Origin of the sequence: Acinetobacter sp. C32I (genome assembly GCF_023702715.1) — a bacterium.
Classification (GTDB): domain Bacteria; phylum Pseudomonadota; class Gammaproteobacteria; order Pseudomonadales; family Moraxellaceae; genus Acinetobacter.
In genome coordinates, this window is sequence record NZ_CP098480.1 from 804,451 (window position 1) to 825,547 (window position 21,097).

Here is a 21,097-nt window from a genome sequence, read left to right on the forward strand (position 1 = left end):
ACAGGATTAATCTAAACCTTCTGTCAAAATCACCATATATTCGCCTGCCAAATCTCGGTGTTTTTTGGCCTGTTGATAGGCATCACTGTGATACCAATTCTGTGCTTCCTGCATACTGCTGAATTTAATGATGGCAACGCCGTCGCTTTCGATATTTTCTAATGCAATTGACTGACCATAAAACACAATCGGTTCAGCATCAAAGCCTTGGCTGGCTTTGCGTGCTAAAGATGTATAAGTTTTCATCTCATCTTTATTTTTGAGTTCTTTACGAATCAGAATGATATAGGCACTCATGGTTTTTCCTGAATTGAACTATTTTTAACTGACTAAATTTTCAAGGCATTGATGGATACCTGATCGTACCCATCAATGTACTTACTTTAAGCTGCGCGAGCGACCAAAGTTAAAATATCATAGGTTGCGACCAGTTCATCACGCTGATTTTTGACTTTGATATCCCAAACTACGACACCATGTTCAGGTTGAGATGGATCTTTTTGCGGTTTAGGGGTTTTCTGTTTGCAGGTGAGTTCAACACGAATCGAATCACCAATTTTCACAGGCTCAACAAAACGTAAATTATCCATGCCATAGTTGGCAATCACAGGGCCTTGAGCAGCATCGACAAATAAACCTGCTGCTGCTGAAACGATGAAATAACCATGCGCCACACGCTCACCGAAGAAAGAATCCGTTGCAGCGATTTTATCGGTATGCGCATAAAAATAGTCGCCACTGAGACAGGCAAAATTGACAATATCGGCTTCAGTCACGGTACGACGTGCAGTTAATAAACGCTCACCAATGACCAGTTCATCAAAATCCTTTTTAAAAGGATGGACGCGGTCTTGCTTGATGTTTGAACCCGTGGTCCATGAATGCGTCACTTGAGTGAGGCTGTTCGGTGAACCTTGAATCGCAGTCCGTTGCATATAGTGTTTGACTGCGCGAATGCCCCCCAGTTCTTCACCGCCACCAGCACGACCAGGTCCGCCATGAATCAAATGAGGCAGTGGCGAACCATGACCCGTACTTTCTTTGGCAGATTCTTCATCCAGAATATGAACTCGACCATGCCAAGGTGCTATTTTCTGAATAATCTGCTCAATGTTTTCATGAGTATTTTTAACTACGGAGGCAACCAGACTACCTTCACCACGAGCCACAAGATCGGCAAGTTCGTCAATTGATTGATACGGCATCAAAGTACACACAGGGCCAAAAGCTTCAGTGGTATGTACCAAGCTTGCCTGTAGTGGTTGCTCACACAGTAACAAGGTCGGTGGGAAGAATGCACCTTTATCAGGATGCTCAGCATTGATTTTAAACGTTGTCTCATCACCAAATACAATTTTGGCTTCTTTCGCCAGTTCAGCAACTTTAGCCGCTACATCCAGTTTTTGTTTTGGACTGGCGAGTGCACCCATGCTGGTGTCTTGTTTTTGTGGATCACCAACCACGACTTTTGCCAGCTTAGCACTCAGTTTTTGCTGAACTTGCTCAAGAAGTGCTTGCGGTACAAAGGCTCGACGAATCGCAGTACATTTTTGTCCTGCTTTGGTGGTCATTTCACAAAACACTTCACGTACAAACAGATCAACCGTGGCTTCATCTGCTTCAGGGCTGAGGATCGCACTATTCACTGAATCAGCTTCCATACTAAATGGAATTGAATATTTGTTCAGATGGGGATGGTTGCGAAGCTTTTGCCCAGTATAGGCAGAGCCAGTAAAGGTCACGCAGTCTTGAGGGCCCAAGTAATCAAACAAATCGTCAATTTGTCCGCAAATCAGTTGTAGAGAACCTTTGGGTAGGATTCCAGTTGAGATAATGGCTGCAACCACGGCTTGAGTCAGTTGAGCGCCATCAGTGGCTGGTTTGACGATACAAGGCACACCCGCCAATAACGTCGGTGCAATTTTTTCCAGCATGCCCCAAATCGGGAAGTTAAAGGCATTGATATGAACTGCCACACCCGCTTTAGGGCTTAAAATATGCTTGGCGCCAAAAGTGCCATTTTTTGAAAGTTGAATCCAACTGTCTTCCGTAATAATTTTTTCATCATTGAGTTCACGGCGTACCAGACTTGAATAAGCAAATAAGGTTTGAATACCGCCTTCGATATCAATCCATGCATCTTTTCGTGTTGCACCCGTTGCATAGGCAAGCTGATAAAAATCTTCTTTGTGCTCAAGTAAATGCTGTGCGATTTGTTTTAAGGCATTGGCTCGTTGATGAAAAGTCCAGTTTGCCAGCTCGGTACCATTCTGCTTGGCATATTTGACCACTTGCTGCATGTCGATGCCGTGACTGCTGACACTATAGATTGGCTCGCCAGTAATGGCATGTACAACCGTACGTCGATCTTGATGACTTGAGTGCCACGTTGCATAGACATAGGACGCTAGCTGTAGCAGTTGCTGACCCGAACCTTGGTCTTCATTGCCCTTGGCGATTTCTTCTTGCTGTGCTTGTTCAAGCATGATCAAACTCCATTTTTATGTGATACATCAATTATAAAAATATTTAAAATATGATTCATAATTTCATCCTGATTGGGCTAAAAGTCAATCTAAATTTGTTTTGAAAATCCAAATTAATTTTGATTAATTTTATTAAATATAATTAAAACAATTGCTTGGTTTGAGTTTGCTTGTTGATTTTAATTTGATACAAAAATATTGATTGACTTTATTTTTTGTGTATCGAAAAATAGATTCATGGATGGAATTCTCAAGGGAATCTACAAATGGAAAATAAGTATCAGAAATTTGAGCACAATATCGCCAATGACATCACCATTGAAGCCAAAGATGAAATGCCGGAAGCGTATCGCAAGACCTTGATTCGTCAGATTGGGCAACATGGTCATTCAGAAATTGTCGGTATGCTCCCAGAAGGTAACTGGATTACCCGTGCACCGACCTTGAAACGTAAAGCCGTGTTATTGGCAAAAGTTCAGGATGAAGCAGGGCATGGTCTATATCTTTACAGTGCCGCAGAAACTTTGGGTGCGGATCGTGATGAGATGATGGAAAAATTGATTGATGGAAAAATGAAATATTCATCGATTTTCAATTATCCAACCATGAGTTGGGCCGATGTCGCGGCGATTGGCTGGCTGGTTGATGGTGCTGCGATTGTGAATCAAGTGGCTTTATGTCGTACTTCTTATGGTCCTTATGCACGTGCCATGGTGCGGATTTGTAAAGAAGAAAGTTTCCATCAACGTCAAGGTTTTGAAGCCATGATGGCATTGGCGGCTGGTTCACCCGAACAAAAACAAATGGCACAAGATGCGGTGAATCGTTTCTGGTGGCCTGCATTGATGATGTTTGGTCCAAGTGATGATCATTCTCCTAATAGTGCGCAAAGCATGGCATGGGGAATCAAACGCTTTAGTAATGATGAATTGCGCCAGAAGTTTGTCGATAACACGGTTCCTCAAGTATTGCAGCTTGGTTTAACCGTACCGGATGCTGACTTGCAGTGGAATGAAGCAGCCGGCCATTACAGCTATGGCGAGATTGACTGGCAGGAATTCAATGAGGTGATTGCGGGTCGTGGGCCTTGTAATCATGAACGGATCGAAGCACGTCGTAAGGCTTGGGAAAATGGCAAGTGGGTGCGTGATGCCGCTGTGGTGTATGCCAAAAAGCAGCAAGCCCAAGTCGGCAAAGTTGCTTAAGCAAAATTTAGGGAAAAATTTGAGGATAACGTAATGGAAAATAATAACAACTGGTCGCTTTATGAAGTATTTGTGCGCAGTAAACAAGGTTTAAGTCACCGCCATGTCGGCAGTTTAAGAGCTCCAGATGACGAAATTGCACTGCAACATGCACGTGATGTCTATACCCGCCGTAATGAAGGCATCAGCATTTGGGTGGTGCGTTCAGAACTGATCAAATCATCACAGCCTGATGAAAAATCGGAGTTTTTTGAACCCGCATTGGACAAAGTCTATCGTCATCCGACCTTCTATCATATTCCTGATGGCATTGAGCACATGTAAGGGAGTATGCAAATGAATAATATCGCTTTGTCTAAATTCTTATTACATATCGGTGATAGCCAACTGGTCTTGGCGCAACGTTTGGCTGAATGGTGCGGTCATGCGCCAGAGCTGGAAATTGATATTGCCTTGGCCAATATTGGTTTGGATTTACTGGGGCAATCCCGAAATTTTCTGACTTTGGCAGGACAATACGAAGCTGAAAAACGTGATGAAGATCAACTGGCTTATTTCCGCAACGAACGTGAGTTTTTCAATTTATTGCTATGTGAACAACCGAATGGTGATTTTGCACAGACCATCGTGCGTCAGTGGTTGATGGATCATTACCATGTGTTGTTATTAACCGCTTTAACTCAATCCTCAATGCCAGAAGGCGCTGCATTGGCGGTGAAATCTTTAAAAGAAGCTAAGTACCATATTCGTTTCTCCACCAGCTGGATGGAGCGTTTAAGCCTCAGTACAACCGAAGCGCATCAACGTGTGCAGCAGGCTTTGGACAGTTTATGGCGTTTTAGTGCTGAACTGTTTGAACTCACTGCGGAAGAACAGACATTGGTTGGGCAAGGCATCATTGCTGATTTTTCCACTGAAAAAGCGCAATGGGAGCAAACCGTTACCGAGGAATTGAAGCGCTTTGAATTAACGATTCCTGAGAATGGTGCTTACCGCCGTGGCGCCAAACAAGGTTTGCATACCGAACACTTAGGATATTTGTTGGCTGAAATGCAATCCATCCAGCGTAATTATCCTGAGATGACTTGGTAACACAAGGAGTATCGCCATGCAAATGATTCGCCACTGTATTGACCAATGCTGGGATGTTTTACAAAACGTCAGTGATCCAGAAATTCCAGTATTGTCCGTTGTGGATCTGGGCATGATTCGCGGTGTGGAGTTGAATGAACAACAAGAAATTATTGTTCGATTGACCCCGACCTATAGCGGTTGTCCAGCCACTGACTTATTAAAAGCACAGATCGTCGAAGCATTGGCAGCGGAGGATTTGATCCCTGCAAGAGTCATGATTGATTTATCAGAAGCATGGACCACGGACTGGATGTCAGATGCAGGTAAGCAGAAGCTGCAAGCCTATGGGATTGCACCACCAGAAGGGACTGCACAGCTATGCGGAACGCATGTGCATCTGAGTGATGGTGTGGTCTGTCCACACTGTAAAAGCCGCGACACTCGATTGTTGACCGAGTTTAGTTCGACTGCCTGCAAAGCACTGTACAAATGTCGGGACTGCCTTGAACCCTTTGATTATTTTAAATGTATTTAAAGCCTTGGATAAGGAAATCAGCCATGAGCCAATTTATTCCATTAAAAGTAAAAACAATTACACCTCAGACTGATCAGGCGATCTGTATTGCTTTTGATCTGGTCCCAGAACAACAGCAACAGTTCCAATTTCAGCCGGGCCAGCATCTGACGATTCGCCATTTAACCGAGGCTGGGGAAATTCGCCGTTGCTATTCGATCTGTAGTTATGCGCCAAAAGAAGATATCAGTATTGCAGTCAAAAAGATTGATCAGGGCCAGTTTTCCCATTGGGCCAATGAACATTTAAAAGTGGGTGATGTACTGGAAGTAATGCCACCACAAGGCGTTTTTTTTCAGAAAGCAGCCAGAACAGGTGGGCAAGCTTATTTAGGTATTGCTGCTGGAAGTGGTATTACCCCGATTCTTTCCATCATAAAACAGGTGTTGTTTGAGCAAAACTCGGCAAACTTTACTTTGCTGTATGGCAATCGTTCTTGGAAACAAACCATGTTTGCTGAGCAGGTTATGGATTTAAAAGACCAGTTTAAAGAACGCTTTCAGCTGATTAATATTTTCTCACGTGAATTCAATGACAGTGAGTTACTGAATGGCCGGATTGATGAAGACAAGCTCAAGCAGTTATTTGAATATGAGGTATTAGAACCCAACTTTGATCATGTATTTGCCTGCGGCCCCGACGAAATGATGGACACGGTTGAACGCCTGTTTCCTGTGTATGGTGTGACTAAAGAGAAGATTCACACGGAACGTTTTAATACGGGGCATGTCCGCAAACGTTCAGCGGAAGTTGATGCCAACCGTAAAGAAGAAAAAGTCAATATTGTGTTGGATGGGCGAGAGTTGATTGTTGCTGTGGGACATGAGGACGAAAGTATCCTAGATGCCGCATTACGTGCCGGTGCGGATTTGCCTTATGCCTGTAAGGGTGGGGTCTGTGCCACCTGTCGCTGCAAGGTGCTTTCAGGTGAAGTGGATATGTTCCTGAACTATAGCCTTGAAGATGATGAGGTGGAAAAAGGCTATGTGCTGAGCTGCCAGACTTTACCGAAAGGCGCAAATGTACGTTTAAGCTTTGATGAGTAGAGGTGAGATCGTCATGCAAACCTTGATTCAGGTTGAAAGGCCAATAGATGGGGTCATGCTGCTCAGCTTAAACCGTCCAGAAAAACGTAATGCGTTGAATAATGCCACTTTACAGGGTCTATGTGAGCTATTGGAACAAGCAGAACAGAATCCTGAGGTGAAAGTGGTTGTACTGACGGGCAATCGCAATTGCTTTGCTGCGGGTGCAGATCTGAACGAATTGGCAGAAATGGATGCCGTAGCTTTACAGCTCGATATCCGTCCAACGCTATGGCAGAAGATTGACAGTTTTACTAAACCCATCATCGCTGCTGTGAATGGTTATGCCTTGGGTGCGGGCTTTGAGCTGGTGTTGCATTCGGATATGGTGATTTGTGGTGACAATGCCAAATTTGCCTTGCCTGAGATTGGCCTAGGCATGTTACCCGGTGCAGGTGGTACTCAACGTTTAGCACGTCTGGTGGGGCAGCAATTGACCATGCGCTGGGCGATGACAGGGGTAATGATCTCAGCCAAGCAAGCACAGCAACATGGGATTTGTAGTGAAGTGGTGCCAACAGCACTGACCGTGGAATATGCAGTCCAATTGGCAAGCAAAATTGCCAAACAAGCGCCTTTGGCAATTCGGGTGATCAAACAATCAATCAAAAGTATTCATGAAATCACATTGAGTCAAGGACTGAAAGCAGAACGACAGAATTTTGTCTGGTTGGCAGCAACCAAAGATCGAAACGAAGGCATTCATGCATTCTTTGAAAAAAGAAAACCAATCTTTAGAGGTGAGTAATGGACTATAAAAATATTATCGTGGAAGAAAAAAATGCGGTGGGTTATTTAACCTTTAATCGTCCCCAAGCATTGAATAGCTTTAACGTCGAGATGCACCGTGAGGTGGCCGAAGTTCTGAATCTATGGGCTAAAAAACAAGAGGTTCGTTGTATCGTGATCAGTGGCGAAGGCCGTGGTTTCTGTGCAGGGCAAGATCTTGGCGATCGTGTGGTTGATCCAAATGCCGCAGCACCTGATTTAGGTTACTCGATTGAAACCTACTATAACCCGCTGATTAGAGCCATTGTGAATATGCCGAAGCCCGTGATTTGTGCGGTGAACGGAGTAGCTGCAGGCGCAGGTGCCAATATTGCCTTGGCCTGTGATCTGGTGATTGCAGCCAAATCTGCCAACTTTGTACAGGCCTTCTGTCGTTTAGGTTTAGTACCTGACTCAGGTGGAACTTGGTTCTTGCCACGTGCTGTAGGCCATGCGCGTGCCATGGGGCTCGCGTTGCTGGGTGATAAATTGCCTGCTGAAACCGCCAAAGAATGGGGCATGATCTGGGATGTGGCTGAAGATAGCGAATTAAAAACCAAGGTCACAGAACTGGCGGAACGTTTAGCTAAGCAACCGACTTTTGGCCTGTCGCTGATCAAAAAAGCCATGCATCAATCAAGTAATCATAGTTTTGACGAACAGATGCACTTGGAACGAGATTTTCAGCGTATTGCTGGGCGTTCGGAAGATTATCGTGAAGGCGTCCAAGCCTTTATGAATAAGCGTGAGCCAAATTTTCAGGGGCGTTAAGCATGATCAGTTTCGATTTATCCCACGCCCAAATTGCCGTGATTGGCTCGGGCACCATGGGAATTGGGATTGCCCAATTGGCAATCACCAATGGTCATTCTACGGTGCTCTATGATCTTGACCGTGAAAGGACCCAGCAGGCCGTTGAAGGATTGCATCAGACCTTCGCGAAGTTGACAGAAAAAGGCAAGATGACCTCTGAGCAGGCACAGCAAGCACTTTCACGTTTGAGCATTGCTGATCAAATCGAGACATTGGCAGGTGTCGATTTGGTGATAGAAGCGGTAGTTGAAAAGCTGGAAGTGAAACAGGCTTTGTTTAAGCAGTTGGCGACGATTTGTAACGACCAAACTATTTTAGCCACCAATACCTCATCTATTTCAGTGACAGCAATTGCATCTACTGTTCCACATCCTGAGCGTATAGTTGGACTGCATTTCTTCAATCCTGCACCAGTGATGAAACTGGTGGAGATTGTACAAGGCTTAAAAACGCCAATTGATTTATGTCAGGCCTTAAAAGCCTTGATGCTGGCTTGGAACAAAATTCCTGTGTTAACCAAGTCAACACCAGGCTTTATCGTCAATCGGATTGCCCGTCCTTTTTATGCAGAAGCATTTCGCGCCTTGCAAGAACAGGTCACTACATATGACCAGCTCGACTATGCCCTAAAGCAGTGCGGTGGTTTTGCGATGGGACCGTGTGAGTTAACCGATTTAATTGGGCAAGATGTTAATTTCTCAGTCACTCAAAGTGTTTATGAAGCCTTCTTTTATGAACCGCGTTATCGTCCAAGCCTGATTCAGAAAGAATTGGTGGATGCGGGTACATGGGGACGTAAATCAAAGCAAGGCTTTTATCGCTATGATGAAAAAAATCAGTATGCGACTTTTCAGCCTCAGCTTATTACTGCGCCGTCTTTTCATGCTGATGTTCAAGTCAAAGGTACATGGGCTCAATGTCCGCATGTATTAGAACGTCTGGGCCTAAGTCATGCTTTAACAAGCAATGAAAATATCATCCAAATTGATGATATTGATCTACGTTTAAGTCATGGAGAATCTGCCAATATCGATTATCCAAATCGTAAAACGGTATTGATGGATTGGCATCATCATTTTGAGCAGGCACAGGCGGTGGTGCTGAGTCATAACCATCTTTGCCAAGTTGAAGATTTGGGAAAAATCGAAGCGTTTTTTGCGCAACAACAGATCAAGGTACTTTGGATCAGCGATCATCCCGCACTGTTAACTTTACGTACCATTGTCTTGTTGATCAATGAAGCCTGTGAGGCCAGTCTGCATGGTGTTGCGAGTATGGAAGATATTGATAATGCGATGAGATATGGTGTCAATTATCCTAAGGGACCGTATCAATGGATGATGCAATTGGGCGCTGAATATGTCTTGGCAACGTTAAACAATTTATATGCCATCTATGGCGAAGAAAAATATCGTGCAAGTCTTTATCTCAAGCAATACGTGGCAAAGCAGCAAAGTGTGATTGCTGACGATTCAAAAAATTTAACAGAATGTGCATAAGCAGGAGCGATCATGGAAGACGTTTTAATTTGTGATTTTATTCGTACCCCAATTGGACGTTATGCAGGGTCATTGAGTTCGGTGCGTACTGATGATCTTGCGGCATTGCCAATCAAACATTTAAAAGAAAAACATGCGCATCTACCTTGGCAAGATTTAGATGAAGTCTATTTGGGCTGTGCCAATCAAGCGGGTGAAGATAACCGTAATGTGGCGCGTATGGCAACTTTATTGGCGGGTTTACCTGAGGCAGTTCCTGCAATGACGGTGAACCGTCTCTGTGCATCTGGTTTAGATGCTGTCGGATTGGCGGCACGTTCGATTAAGGCTGGCGAGTCACAATTTGTATTGGCGGGCGGGGTTGAGTCGATGAGTCGGGCACCCTTTGTTCAGGCCAAGCCAACCGAGGCTTTTGGTCGTAGCCCTGAAATTTTTGATACCACCATTGGCTGGCGTTTCATCAATAAAAAAATGAAAGCCGACTATGGGACGGACAGCATGCCTGAAACAGCTGAAAATGTGGCTGAGAAATACCAGATTAGCCGACAGGATCAGGATGCATTCGCGATTCGTAGTCAACAGAAAGTAGCAGCGGCACAACAAGCAGGTTTTTTTAAGGGTGAAATTCTGCCTGTCGAACTAGTTGATCGTAAAAAGAATGTCACTGTCTTTTCACAGGATGAGCATCCACGTGCTGATACTAGTTTAGATAGCCTTGCAAAATTGAAAGCACCGTTCCGTAAAGAAGGTGGCTCGGTGACGGCGGGGAATGCTTCGGGAGTGAATGATGGCTCGGCTTGTGTGTTGCTGACCAATCGTCAGTTTGCCGATACCCATGGTTTAACCCCATTGGCCCGTGTAGTAGCGATTGCCAGTGCTGGGGTAGAACCGAAATATATGGGCATTGGCCCAGTGCCTGCGGTACAAAAACTATTAAAACAAACGGGTCTTAGTTTAGATCAAATGGATGTGATTGAGCTGAACGAAGCTTTTGCAGCACAGTCATTGGCCTGTATGCGTGAGTTAGGTCTTAAGGATGATGATGCACGAGTCAACCCAAATGGTGGTGCAATTGCGTTGGGTCATCCACTGGGGATGAGTGGGACGCGTTTGGTGATGACTGCGACCAGAGAATTGAAAAGACGCCAAGGGAAATATGCACTGTGCACCATGTGTGTTGGTGTTGGGCAAGGTGTGGCCCTTATTTTAGAAAATTTAAATTGATTGAAACGGTTCGAATAATATAACGACATAGGAGAGACGGCAGTGGATAGCCTGATAACACAAGATGTAGAAAAAATGACGCTTGCGGAGTTACGAGCGCTACAAACCAAACGCTTAAAAGACACCTTGACATATGTTTATGCCAATAGCCCTGTCTATAAGAAAAAGTTTGACGATGCAGGTGTACATCCCGATGATTTCGTCAACTTGGATGATCTGGCCAAGTTTCCATTTACCACTAAACAGGATTTAAGAGATAACTATCCCTTTGGTATGTTTGCAGTGCCACAGGAGCAGATTGTTCGTTTACATGCCTCTTCAGGTACCACAGGGAAACCAACCGTCGTTGGCTATACCCAAAAAGATATCCATACTTGGTCGGATATCGTAGCGCGTTGCCTGCGTATGGCAGGTTTAAGCGCCAAAGATATGATTCAGGTTGCCTATGGTTATGGTCTGTTTACAGGCGGTTTAGGCGCACATTATGGCGCTGAACGCTTAGGTGCAACCGTGATTCCAATGTCAGGTGGGCAGACGGAGAAACAGGTGCAACTGATTCAGGATTTTAAACCGACGGCAATTATGGTCACGCCATCATATTGTGTCAGCATTATTGAAAAACTGGAGCAGCAATTAGGTAGTGCCCGTAATACCTCGTTAAAAGTCGGGATTTTTGGTGCTGAGCCTTGGACCAACGAGTTACGTCGTGAAATCGAAGAACGTTTAAATATTAAAGCGCTGGATATTTATGGTTTATCGGAGATTATGGGGCCGGGAGTTGCGATGCAGTGTCTGGGCGAAGGTGAAGGTCTGACCATTTGGGAAGATCATTTTTATCCTGAGATCATTCATCCTGAAACAGGTGAAGTGTGTAAAGATGGTGAATTGGGCGAGCTGGTCTTCACCACCATTACCAAAGAAGGTTTGCCGATTATCCGCTATCGTACCCGCGATTTAACCCGTTTATTGGCAGGTCAGAACATGGCGATGCGCCGTATGGATAAAATTGTAGGGCGTAGTGATGATATGTTGATTATTCGCGGTGTCAATGTATTCCCGACACAGATCGAAGAACAGATTTTACAAGTGCCGAGTCTGGTACCGAATTATGAAATTCTGGTGGCAAAGAAAGGGCATATGGATACTTTGCATATCCGTACCGAAATGTGCCATAACTGTGACAAGCAGGCGCAGCAATTGGCTCAACAGTTGATGCAACGGATTAAAACCATGATTGGGATTTCTGTTACGGTGGAAGTAGTCAATGAATTGACCTTGCCACGTTCTGAAGGTAAAGCAAAACGCGTCATTGATATGCGTCAGATTGCTTAACATTATAATCATTCAGGGTATAGTATTCCCTATATCCTGAATCTAAATGCCAAGATAAAAGTATGAGTGTAAAGTTACAGCAAATTATTGATTCAATTATTCAGAATGAACCCTTAAGTGGTACCTCATTGATTTCGACTATTTTTGGCGATTCAGTGCTGCATCGAGGTGGAAATATCAGTCTTGCCAGCTTGATTCAGTTAATGGAGTTGTTTGATTTTAATGATCGTGCTGTACGAACTTCTGTTTTTCGTTTGGTTAAAAGTGATTGGCTTGGTTCAGATAAAATTGGCAGAACCAGTTTCTACCGCATTACCGATGCCAGTCGTTCCAAATATTTGCAGGCTGAGCAACGGATTTATAATGATCAGATGAAAGAGTGGGATCATTCTTGGGATCTGATTTTGATGTCGAGTCTGGATACAGACAATAAGGCATTTTTAAAGAAAGAACTGGAATGGTTGGGCTTTGCTAACATTTCCACCAATCTGATGGCTTATCCAGGTTCAAACCGCTTGCAGCTACAAAAACTGTTGGTTGACCTCAATATGAGTGAACAGGTGGTGGTGTTTAAGGCCGAGACCTTACAGCTGTTTAATAACTCAACCGAAACGATTGGCCGTATGTTAGAAACCAATTGGCCGATTGATGAGTTACGTCAACGTTATCTGCAATTTCTGGATATGTTTCGGGAGATTGGCGTGATTTTGATGCAGGATGACGAAAGTATTGAACCGATTCAAGCCTTCCAGATTCGGACCTTATTGATTCATTACTATCGTCGTATTTTACTGAAAGATCCTGCATTGCCCTTAGAACTATTATCGGCGGATTGGCCTGCAGTCAATGCCCGTACATTATCCATGAACATTTACAAAAAAGTCTTTGAAGCGGCTGATGACTATTTCTTATCGGTTGCGGCAACATCGGAAGGTCCAATGCCGAATGCGACTGCACCATTCTGGCGTCGTTTTGGCGGCTTAACCCAAAGTAATGAGAGATTGAGTCATGCCTTGCTATAGCATTGATGGGGTGGTTCCTGTGGTTCACTCCAGTGCATTTGTTCATCCCACTGCGGTTTTAATTGGTGATGTGATTATTGAAGCTGGGGCTTATATTGGGCCATTTGCCTCATTGCGTGCGGACTTTGGTCGTATCCATATCAAAGCAAATGCCAATGTACAGGACAGTTGCATCATTCATGGTTTTCCGCAAAGTATTACCCTTGTTGAAGAAATGGGACATATTGGTCATGCTGCGACGTTGCATGGTTGCCGTATCGGTAAAAATGTGCTGATTGGTATGAATAGCGTCATTTTGGATTATGCTGAGATTGGTGAAAATAGCATTATCGGTGCAAATAGTTTGGTCAAAACCAAAGATCGAATTCCTGCCAATGTACTGGCAATGGGAAGCCCAGCAAAAGTTATGCGAGATTTAACAGAACAAGAACGCGCATGGAAAATCAAAGGGACCCAAGAATATATTCACTTGGTGCAGCGTTGTTTAAACAGCATGATAGAAGTCCTGCCTTTGATTGAAAATTCACATGATCGTAAGACCTATCAAGATTTTCAGTCTGATCATCAAATCAAGCCAACAACGGCATGAATAGGCCATTTGAGCTGATCAATTTCTTTTGAACATCGGCGATAACAAGACATCAAAAAGCAACAGTTTGTTTTTAAATATTAGTTGATGATGGAGTGTAAGTTTTTCTACTCCTTCGTCAGAAAAATGCAGGCAAGCATTTGCCAGTACATTTTTAGATATAAACCCGCCTAAAAGTGAATACTTTATTTAAGGAAATACAACGAGGTTAATGATGTCTATTTTAACAAAAGAAATTTGGGATCAAAAATTATTTCGTGGTACATGGCAATCTGCCAAAAACGGTTATCAAGTGGTTGAAGTTGCGACTGGTGAGTCCTTAGGGCAGATTGGATATGCAGATACATCCGATGTGGTCGATGCAGCTCAGCAAGCCAAGATTGCACAAAAGCAATGGTGGGCGCTCAGTTATCAAGAGCGTCAGGTGGTTTTTGAGCGCGCAGTACAGATCCTAACGGAGCATCAGGCTGAAATTATCGAGTGGCTGGTGAAAGAAAGTGGTTCGTTACAATTAAAAGCAGGTTTTGAGGTTAATATCTCGATACAGGTATTAAAGCATTGTATTGGATTACCAGCAGCTGATCAGGGCACATTATTGCCAACTACGGCAGGTAAACTGAGTTTAGCCAAGCGAGTGCCTTTAGGTGTCGTTGGAGCGATTTCGCCGTTTAATTTTCCTTTATATCTTGCGCTACGTGCGGTTGCACCAGCCTTAGCGCTTGGAAATGCGGTGGTCTTGAAACCTGATGAACGCACTGCAGTCTGTAGCGGTTATGCAATTGCCCGTATTTTTGAATTGGCTGGTTTACCACAAGGACTATTACATGTACTGCCGGGTGGTGCTGAAGTGGGTGAAGCACTGACCTTGGATAAAAATATTGCCAGTATCCAATTTACTGGCTCAACCCATGTTGGGCGTATTGTCGGCGCCAATGCGGCTAAAACACTGAAAAAAGTATCGCTTGAGTTAGGTGGCAAAAATTCACTGATTATTCTGGATGATGCCGATATTGAGCTTGCGGCAGAGAATATTGCGTGGGGTGCTTTTTTGCATTCGGGTCAAATCTGTATGACTTCTGGAAAAATCCTGATTCAGGAGAAGATTTATCCTCAAGTCAAACAACGTGTGCTTGAGAAGGTCAAAAAATTTGTCGTGGGTAATCCTTTGCAAAGTGACGTCACGATTGGCCCATTGATTAATGCCATGCAGTCGCAACGGGTCGAACAGCTGGTTAAGGATGCGATTGCGCATGGTGCAAAACTAGAAGTCGGTGGGCAGGCGAAAGGGGTTTTCTTTGAGCCAACGGTCTTAGCTGATGTAACACAAGACAATCCGATTTTTACAGAAGAGATTTTCGGTCCTGTTGCTGTTCTGATTCCTTTTAGCACCGATGAACAGGCAATTGAACTTGCAAATGATGGTGACTATGGGCTTTCAGCGGGGATTATTACTGCAAATGTTGGGCGCGGCATGCAGCTTGGTCAGCAATTGAATGTAGGTTTATTGCATATCAATGATCAAACCGTGAATGATGAAACAGTGAATCCTTTTGGTGGCTTTGGTGCATCAGGTAATGCTACACGGATTGGTGGCCCTGCAAATGCGGATGAGTTTACCCAATGGCAATGGATGACCATTCAGGCGCAAGCGCCACATTATCCATTTTAACTAGGGTTAACAAACTCCTTGTGATTTGTCCCTAAAACCTTAGGGACAAATGCTGCTAAATCACATTACGCAGTTCATTGGCGGTGTTGCGTAGTAACGGTAAAATCTGTTGCACTAAATAATCCTCTTGTACACGATTGGTCTGTGACATGCAGTTTAGAGCGGCAATCGCTTTTCCTTGAGCATTAATCACAGGTACTGCAATTGCGATGACACCGAGTTCATGTTCTTCTTTAGAAAGGCAATAATCTGCTTGTGAAATACCTTTTAGCACCTCAAAGAACTTATTTTCATCCGTTATTGTAAAAGGGGTTAAACGTTTTAAACCAAACCTTTTCACCCAGTCGTGTTGAGCTGCGTCTGATTGGGCAGCCAATAAGACTTTCCCTGTTGACGTTGCGTGTGCAGGTAGACGATTGCCTAAATGCATGCCATAAGGGCTCACCCTGAGATTATCCTGTTGGGGCAGATAACTACGGGCGATCGGCACCACCTCGTTATCATCTAAGACCACCAGGGAAAAGGTTAATGAGGTTTGTGCAGATAAAAGATTAAGGAAGGATTGGGCAATTTTAGGCAAGTGTGCTGAACTTAAATAAGAACTTGAGAAACGTAATACACGATGGGTGAGCCAATAATAATGTTCATCTGTGTCTAAATAGCCTAAGTATTTTAGAGTTTTAAGATAACGCCGTGCTGCTGTTCGGCTGATCCCAGTTCGTTCAGCCACTTGAGTAACATTTAAACGTTGCCGATCAACCCCAAAAGCCTCCAGTAAAACTAAACCCTTTGCCAAACCTGCAATGTAGTCTTCCTGACGAATCTGTTCATATGAGCTGGGGTGCTCTAACACAGCATCGACCTTAACCATACTTCCATTCCTGTTATTGTGATGTTTTGTCCGCTATTCGGACAAATGAAATGATAGTCGGTTCTTTTCGACTTGGCTATATCGTGCCCAAAACTTAAAAGCAGTAAGTTAAAACACAGGAGATCACAAGGAAGATGTCATGGAAATTTTAACAACGCAGGTCGCAATTATTGGTGCAGGCCCTGCTGGATTACTACTTGGGCAGCTTTTATATCAAGCAGGTATTGAGCATATTATTATTGAACAACGTAGTGCAGATTATGTCGCTTCGCGAATACGTGCTGGCATCTTGGAACAAGTATCGGTTGATTTACTTAAGCAGGCCGGTGTTGACCAGCATCTAAACGAGAAAGGATTGCCGCATTCAGGCATTGAGATACTCACCAATGGACAGAAGCACCGCGTTGATTTATCTGCATTGACGGGTGGAAAGCAAGTCACGGTTTATGGTCAAACAGAAGTGACCAAAGATTTGATGATGGCACGTGAGGCCGCACAGCTTAAATCATTTTATGAAGCACACAATGTACAGGTCAGCGATTTTTATCAGACACCTAAAGTGCAATTTGAACATCAAGGGCAGGCATTTCAAATTCACTGTGACTTTATCGCAGGTTGTGATGGCTATCATGGAATATGCCGAGCCAGTGTGCCTCAGGATAAAATCAAGACGTATGAAAAAGTGTATCCATTTGGCTGGTTAGGCGTGCTAGCTGATGTACCACCTGTTGCTGATGAATTGATTTACGTGCAATCAGAACGTGGTTTTGCTTTATGCAGTATGCGTTCAGAAACACGTAGCCGTTATTACTTGCAAGTGCCGTTCAATGATCGAGTTGAAGATTGGTCAGATGAGAGATTTTGGGAAGAGCTGAAATTGCGTTTAGATGCTGAAAGCCGGGAAAAGTTGATAACAGGCCCATCAATCGAAAAAAGTATAGCGCCGTTACGCAGTTTTGTGACGGAACCCATGCGCTTCGGCACACTGTTTTTAGCAGGTGATGCGGCACATATTGTCCCACCAACAGGTGCAAAAGGGTTAAATCTGGCAGCCTCTGATATTGCTTATCTCTCCAGTGCATTGATTGAGTATTATATCGAAGGTTCAGATCAGGGCATTCAGGAATATTCAGAAAAATGTTTACAACGAGTCTGGAAGGCTGAACGTTTTTCTTGGTGGATGACGCATTTGTTGCATCGCTTTGAAACAGAAAGTGAGTTTGAACATAAGATTAAACAAGCCGAACTTAGCTATATTCTTGGCTCTACGGCAGGCAAGACGACTTTGGCAGAAAATTATGTCGGTTTGCCGATACATGCCTAAAGCACCATTCAAATTTTTTTTAGTACATTGCGTTGATAATGATTTTTAAAATTTACACAAGTTGATATGTGGCGTGTTGATCCACATTTATAAGAAAATAGAGAGATTTATCATGGTTGATACTTATATTATCGTACACGGTGCATGGCACAACGGCCGCTTAATGGAACCAACAGCTGAGTATATCCGATCTCAAGGCCATATCGTTCATTGTCCAACTTTGGCAGGAAATCGCCCCAATGAAGATTGTAGTCAGATTGGTTTAGAAGATGCCATCAGCTCACTGATTCAATATATAGAGCAGCACGATTTAAATGATATTCGTTTAGTAGGGCATAGTTATGCCGGTATGGTGATTTCTGCAGTTATTGATCGTATTCCACTGCGAATTCGCAGAGTTGTATATGCAAATGCCTTCGTACCATTTCCAAATGAATGTCTGAATGATATGGCCCCAGCACAATATAAGGCTTTGTTCGATCCAATGGCTAAAGCAAATCACAATGCTGTATCTTTACCATTTTCCGTTTGGCGTGAATGCTTTATGAATGATGCGGATGAGGCACTTGCTAAATCTACGTTTCAACGCTTAACACCACAACCTTATGGTTGCTTTCGTGATCCTATCGTACTGTCTAAACATATTGCGGCAATTGATATTGCAAAATCATATTTGAATTGCAGACTTGATACCGCCTTGCCACAAAGTTTATCTTGGCATCCGCGCTTATCTGAGCGCTTAGGTTTATTTCGTTATGTAGAGGCAAATGGAGGACATGAGACTTTATTTACCGATCCGATTGGTTTTGCCAAGGCGATTATGATGGCAGCACGGGATTAAGTTTTACAGAAGAGATTCTTCAAGATTCGGAATTTGCTGTCGTCGAGCAGTCAATATCTAAATTTATAAAAAAAGCTGTTCAAAAAATTGAACAGCTTTTTTAGATACTTAATTGAGCAATTTATTCAGCAAACTGCGGAATCATTTTCCGTACATTGGTCTTCGCTTCAATCACGGTCATGAAAGTATAAGCACCAATAAATTTACGGCTAATGAACATAAACTCTTTTGGTGGAACCGAGAAATAGCGTGACGCCATTGATTGACCAGCCTGTTGCATCACACGATTATGCAATTGGCTCTTTTTCCAGTCATAGCGATTTTGATCATCCATAATACCAACAGGCATATCAGGATTGTTGCTTGGACAGCTAAAAGCCTCTGTTGCAATCAGGAAGACATCTGCCATACCTGGTTTAACACTTTCGGGCATGGCATCAAAGAAATCATAACCTGTCATGGCTTTGACCATAGCATTTTTATCATGGTCATACCCAGCATGAATCAGGTTGCGGGCAACACTAAGTAAGTTGTTATCAAATTGACGAATCGCACCAAAATCGAGTAACACGATTTTATCTCTAACGTCATCACCATTACCTAAACGAACCAGGTAGTTACCAAAGTTCGGATCGGTTTGCATTTCACCCCATTCAAATAGCTCACGTACCGCAATTTCTAAAGACGCTTCACCGAGTTGGTTACGACGTTCTTGAGGTAGGGAAAGCATCACTGGACTATTGACTGGTACGCCACGCTCAAAGGTCATGCACAACACTTTTTCAGCGCAAAATTCCTCAATAATTTCAGGCACCACATAACGCGGATCATCTTTCAATCGCTCAGCAAAACGACGTGTGGTTGCCGCTTCAATGCCATAATCGACTTCACGATGCATCATTTCACGAACTTCATCAAACCACTGATCAAACTCACGGGTTTGAGGCACCATACGTGTCAGTTTCAGCATGTTCTTAAACAGATTCATATCAGAATCAATCGCTTCAGCAACACCCGGATATTGGATTTTTAGGACTAACTCTAAGCCATCCGACTTGCGCGTTGCACGATGGACTTGAGCAAGTGATGCTGTTCCAATCGGCTCATGATCAATCGTAAGCTCATCGAGTTTAGAGCCAAGTTGATCTTGTAAATGGGATTTAATTGCAGGCCAAGCCAAGGCAACGGTTTGATTGTTGAGGGTATTTAAAGCTTGTGTGATTTCTTCAGGCAAGAAATGCTCGCCATATAGCGCCATCATTTGTCCAATCTTGACGATTGAACCTTTTAATTTCCCAATTTCAGAAACTAAATAGTGTGCCTGTTCAGCCATGGCTTTTTTACGTTTCTTCTCTTTTTCTTCTTCACTAGAAAATAGGGAAGTGGCACTTGCTGTCGCCCAGCGTGTTCCAGCAAGTAAAGAAGCTTTTGCAATAGATAAGCGACGATCCACCGACGAGGTTTTTAGATTCTTAAGCTTATCGTTCTGATCTGACATGAAAGAAAAGTCCTATGCTGAAATCGGAGGGTTGAAAGCCGAGACTTGAATTGTAGCGAATATTACAGCTTTTGAACGTATTAAAATAGTTCAATCTCTTGAATTATCAGTCTAAATTTGAGCAATAGGACACCTATTTTAAAAATAGCCTAAGTAAATATTTCACATTGACACTATCTTTACTATACATATGTCCTAAATTTTAAACTGAATTTTAAGTGACGACTTACACATTAAAGCCGCTCTGTTACTATGAATGTGCTTCACCAGCATTTGTTTGACCTGACTGTGGTGAAAGCCGACCGCATAGGCTTTAACGATAATGATACTGGGCAGCGTAAAGAAAAAATACTTGGTGTCGTCTAAAGTCGCATCTTTGAAAACGCCTTCTTCAACAAGTATCTCTCTGAGAAATTGTTTTTCCGCTTGTACTGTGCTGGATGATTCATCATCCCAATAATTCTGACGCATTGCCATCAAATTATTATGCTTATAACTCATATAACCATTGAGCCTGTTTATTCCACTGTTATCCAATATATGAGGTTGCTAGGGTATTTATCAAGAATAGATTTATATCAAAAATAGCCTAAGCAAATTTAAACTTTTATTTAAAAATGCTACACTTATCACACGACCAACATTAAACAAAAATACTGAATTGTTATGACACCTGCTTGTAAACTATTGGAAAAAAATAAAATACAATTCTCTATTCATGAATATGAACATGATGTGAATGCTAAAAGTTTCGGGTTAGAGGCTGCAGAAAAACTCAACTTAAAGGTGGAAGAAGTTTTTAAAACCTTAATGGTGACCGATGAAAAGAATTATTTCATTGCGATTTTGCCTGTGCACCATCAGCTCAATCTTAAAAAAGTCGCGACAGCAGTAGGTTGTAAGAAACTACAAATGGCCAATCCCAAAGATGCGGAGCGCTTGACCGGTTATCTTGTCGGAGGGATTAGTCCATTGGGGCAGAAGAAGCGACTAAAGACGGTTATTGATGCAACGGCTCAAACATTCGATAAAATTTATGTCAGTGGTGGGAAACGGGGACTGGATATTGGTCTGGATCCACAGGACCTCGCAAAATTACTGAGTGCTGATTTTTTTGATGTTTTAGACTAGAAAAATAATTTTTTCAGGCAATGTTTTTTATAAATTATTGTTATATCTAATTTTTTAAGAATCTACAAAAGCAATTAGCAATTAAAAAGTTA

General features: G+C 43.1%; 21 protein-coding genes. 16 read left to right on the forward strand and 5 right to left on the reverse strand.

The window, feature by feature from the left end:
• Positions 1–6: 6 nt before the first annotated feature.
• On the reverse strand, positions 7–297 hold the full coding sequence (locus tag NDN13_RS03830) for a DUF1330 domain-containing protein (protein WP_251117225.1): 291 nt from the start codon (positions 295–297) through the stop codon (positions 7–9).
• An 86-nt stretch (positions 298–383) separates the two neighbouring features.
• A complete protein-coding gene (gene paaZ, locus NDN13_RS03835) occupies positions 384–2,486 on the reverse strand; it encodes a phenylacetic acid degradation bifunctional protein PaaZ (protein ID WP_251117226.1) in 2,103 nt (700 codons plus the stop codon).
• A gap of 266 nt (positions 2,487–2,752) precedes the next feature.
• Here paaZ and paaA point away from each other — a divergent pair, with 266 nt between their 5' ends.
• The 13 genes from paaA to NDN13_RS03900 all read left to right on the forward strand — a co-directional run bounded on the left by paaA (position 2,753) and on the right by NDN13_RS03900 (position 15,340).
• Positions 2,753–3,691: a 1,2-phenylacetyl-CoA epoxidase subunit PaaA gene (gene paaA / locus NDN13_RS03840; protein WP_251117227.1), complete on the forward strand. Its 939-nt coding sequence runs from the start codon at positions 2,753–2,755 to the stop codon at positions 3,689–3,691.
• 33 nt (positions 3,692–3,724) lie between these two features.
• A complete protein-coding gene (gene paaB / locus NDN13_RS03845) occupies positions 3,725–4,015 on the forward strand; it encodes a 1,2-phenylacetyl-CoA epoxidase subunit PaaB (protein ID WP_005203429.1) in 291 nt (96 codons plus the stop codon).
• Between the two features lie 12 nt (positions 4,016–4,027).
• Entirely contained in the window at positions 4,028–4,783 is a 756-nt protein-coding gene (paaC, locus tag NDN13_RS03850; RefSeq protein ID WP_251117228.1) for a 1,2-phenylacetyl-CoA epoxidase subunit PaaC, read from the forward strand.
• Positions 4,784–4,799: 16 nt separating this feature from the next.
• Positions 4,800–5,300 carry a 1,2-phenylacetyl-CoA epoxidase subunit PaaD gene (gene paaD, locus NDN13_RS03855; RefSeq protein WP_171549114.1) on the forward strand — a complete coding sequence of 167 codons (501 nt, stop codon included), beginning with the start codon at positions 4,800–4,802 and terminating at the stop codon, positions 5,298–5,300.
• A 23-nt stretch (positions 5,301–5,323) separates the two neighbouring features.
• Positions 5,324–6,385, forward strand: a complete 1,062-nt coding sequence (locus NDN13_RS03860; RefSeq protein ID WP_251117229.1) for a 2Fe-2S iron-sulfur cluster-binding protein — start codon at positions 5,324–5,326, stop codon at positions 6,383–6,385.
• 13 nt (positions 6,386–6,398) lie between these two features.
• Positions 6,399–7,172, forward strand: coding sequence for an enoyl-CoA hydratase-related protein (locus tag NDN13_RS03865; RefSeq protein ID WP_251117230.1), 774 nt, complete (start codon positions 6,399–6,401; stop codon positions 7,170–7,172).
• Positions 7,172–7,963, forward strand: coding sequence for a 2-(1,2-epoxy-1,2-dihydrophenyl)acetyl-CoA isomerase PaaG (paaG, locus tag NDN13_RS03870; protein WP_251117231.1), 792 nt, complete (start codon positions 7,172–7,174; stop codon positions 7,961–7,963). The genes NDN13_RS03865 and paaG overlap by 1 nt, the downstream gene beginning before the upstream one ends.
• Before the next feature lie 2 nt (positions 7,964–7,965).
• Entirely contained in the window at positions 7,966–9,504 is a 1,539-nt protein-coding gene (locus tag NDN13_RS03875; protein ID WP_251117232.1) for a 3-hydroxyacyl-CoA dehydrogenase, read from the forward strand.
• A 12-nt stretch (positions 9,505–9,516) separates the two neighbouring features.
• Positions 9,517–10,728, forward strand: a complete 1,212-nt coding sequence (pcaF, locus tag NDN13_RS03880) for a 3-oxoadipyl-CoA thiolase (RefSeq protein ID WP_171549111.1) — start codon at positions 9,517–9,519, stop codon at positions 10,726–10,728.
• 42 nt (positions 10,729–10,770) lie between these two features.
• Positions 10,771–12,060 (forward strand): phenylacetate--CoA ligase PaaK, encoded by a 1,290-nt coding sequence (paaK, locus tag NDN13_RS03885; RefSeq protein ID WP_241270923.1) that lies wholly within the window; start codon positions 10,771–10,773, stop codon positions 12,058–12,060.
• 62 nt (positions 12,061–12,122) lie between these two features.
• Entirely contained in the window at positions 12,123–13,082 is a 960-nt protein-coding gene (locus tag NDN13_RS03890; protein WP_004807343.1) for a PaaX family transcriptional regulator, read from the forward strand.
• Positions 13,069–13,671, forward strand: coding sequence for a gamma carbonic anhydrase family protein (locus NDN13_RS03895; RefSeq protein ID WP_251117233.1), 603 nt, complete (start codon positions 13,069–13,071; stop codon positions 13,669–13,671). Before NDN13_RS03890 ends, NDN13_RS03895 begins: the two co-directional genes overlap by 14 nt.
• 214 nt (positions 13,672–13,885) lie before the next feature.
• On the forward strand, positions 13,886–15,340 hold the full coding sequence (locus NDN13_RS03900) for a benzaldehyde dehydrogenase (RefSeq protein ID WP_251117234.1): 1,455 nt from the start codon (positions 13,886–13,888) through the stop codon (positions 15,338–15,340).
• A 55-nt stretch (positions 15,341–15,395) separates the two neighbouring features.
• On the opposite strand, the gene pobR is transcribed toward NDN13_RS03900, so the two are convergent.
• Complete coding sequence (pobR, locus tag NDN13_RS03905; RefSeq protein ID WP_251117235.1) at positions 15,396–16,211, reverse strand: IclR family transcriptional regulator PobR; 816 nt, start codon at positions 16,209–16,211, stop codon at positions 15,396–15,398.
• A gap of 139 nt (positions 16,212–16,350) precedes the next feature.
• Between pobR and pobA the strand changes: the two genes are divergently transcribed.
• Both pobA and NDN13_RS03915 read left to right on the forward strand, forming a co-directional pair.
• Positions 16,351–17,535, forward strand: a complete 1,185-nt coding sequence (gene pobA / locus NDN13_RS03910; RefSeq protein WP_251117236.1) for a 4-hydroxybenzoate 3-monooxygenase — start codon at positions 16,351–16,353, stop codon at positions 17,533–17,535.
• A gap of 112 nt (positions 17,536–17,647) precedes the next feature.
• A complete protein-coding gene (locus NDN13_RS03915) occupies positions 17,648–18,376 on the forward strand; it encodes an alpha/beta hydrolase (protein WP_251117237.1) in 729 nt (242 codons plus the stop codon).
• 121 nt (positions 18,377–18,497) lie between these two features.
• Here the strand turns inward: NDN13_RS03915 and NDN13_RS03920 are convergent, their stop codons facing one another.
• Positions 18,498–19,874 carry an ABC1 kinase family protein gene (locus NDN13_RS03920; protein WP_251117238.1) on the reverse strand — a complete coding sequence of 459 codons (1,377 nt, stop codon included), beginning with the start codon at positions 19,872–19,874 and terminating at the stop codon, positions 18,498–18,500.
• A 195-nt stretch (positions 19,875–20,069) separates the two neighbouring features.
• Positions 20,070–20,375: a hypothetical protein gene (locus NDN13_RS03925; RefSeq protein WP_251117239.1), complete on the reverse strand. Its 306-nt coding sequence runs from the start codon at positions 20,373–20,375 to the stop codon at positions 20,070–20,072.
• A 165-nt stretch (positions 20,376–20,540) separates the two neighbouring features.
• Here NDN13_RS03925 and ybaK point away from each other — a divergent pair, with 165 nt between their 5' ends.
• Positions 20,541–21,005, forward strand: coding sequence for a Cys-tRNA(Pro) deacylase (ybaK, locus tag NDN13_RS03930; protein ID WP_241304947.1), 465 nt, complete (start codon positions 20,541–20,543; stop codon positions 21,003–21,005).
• Positions 21,006–21,097: the final 92 nt, after the last annotated feature.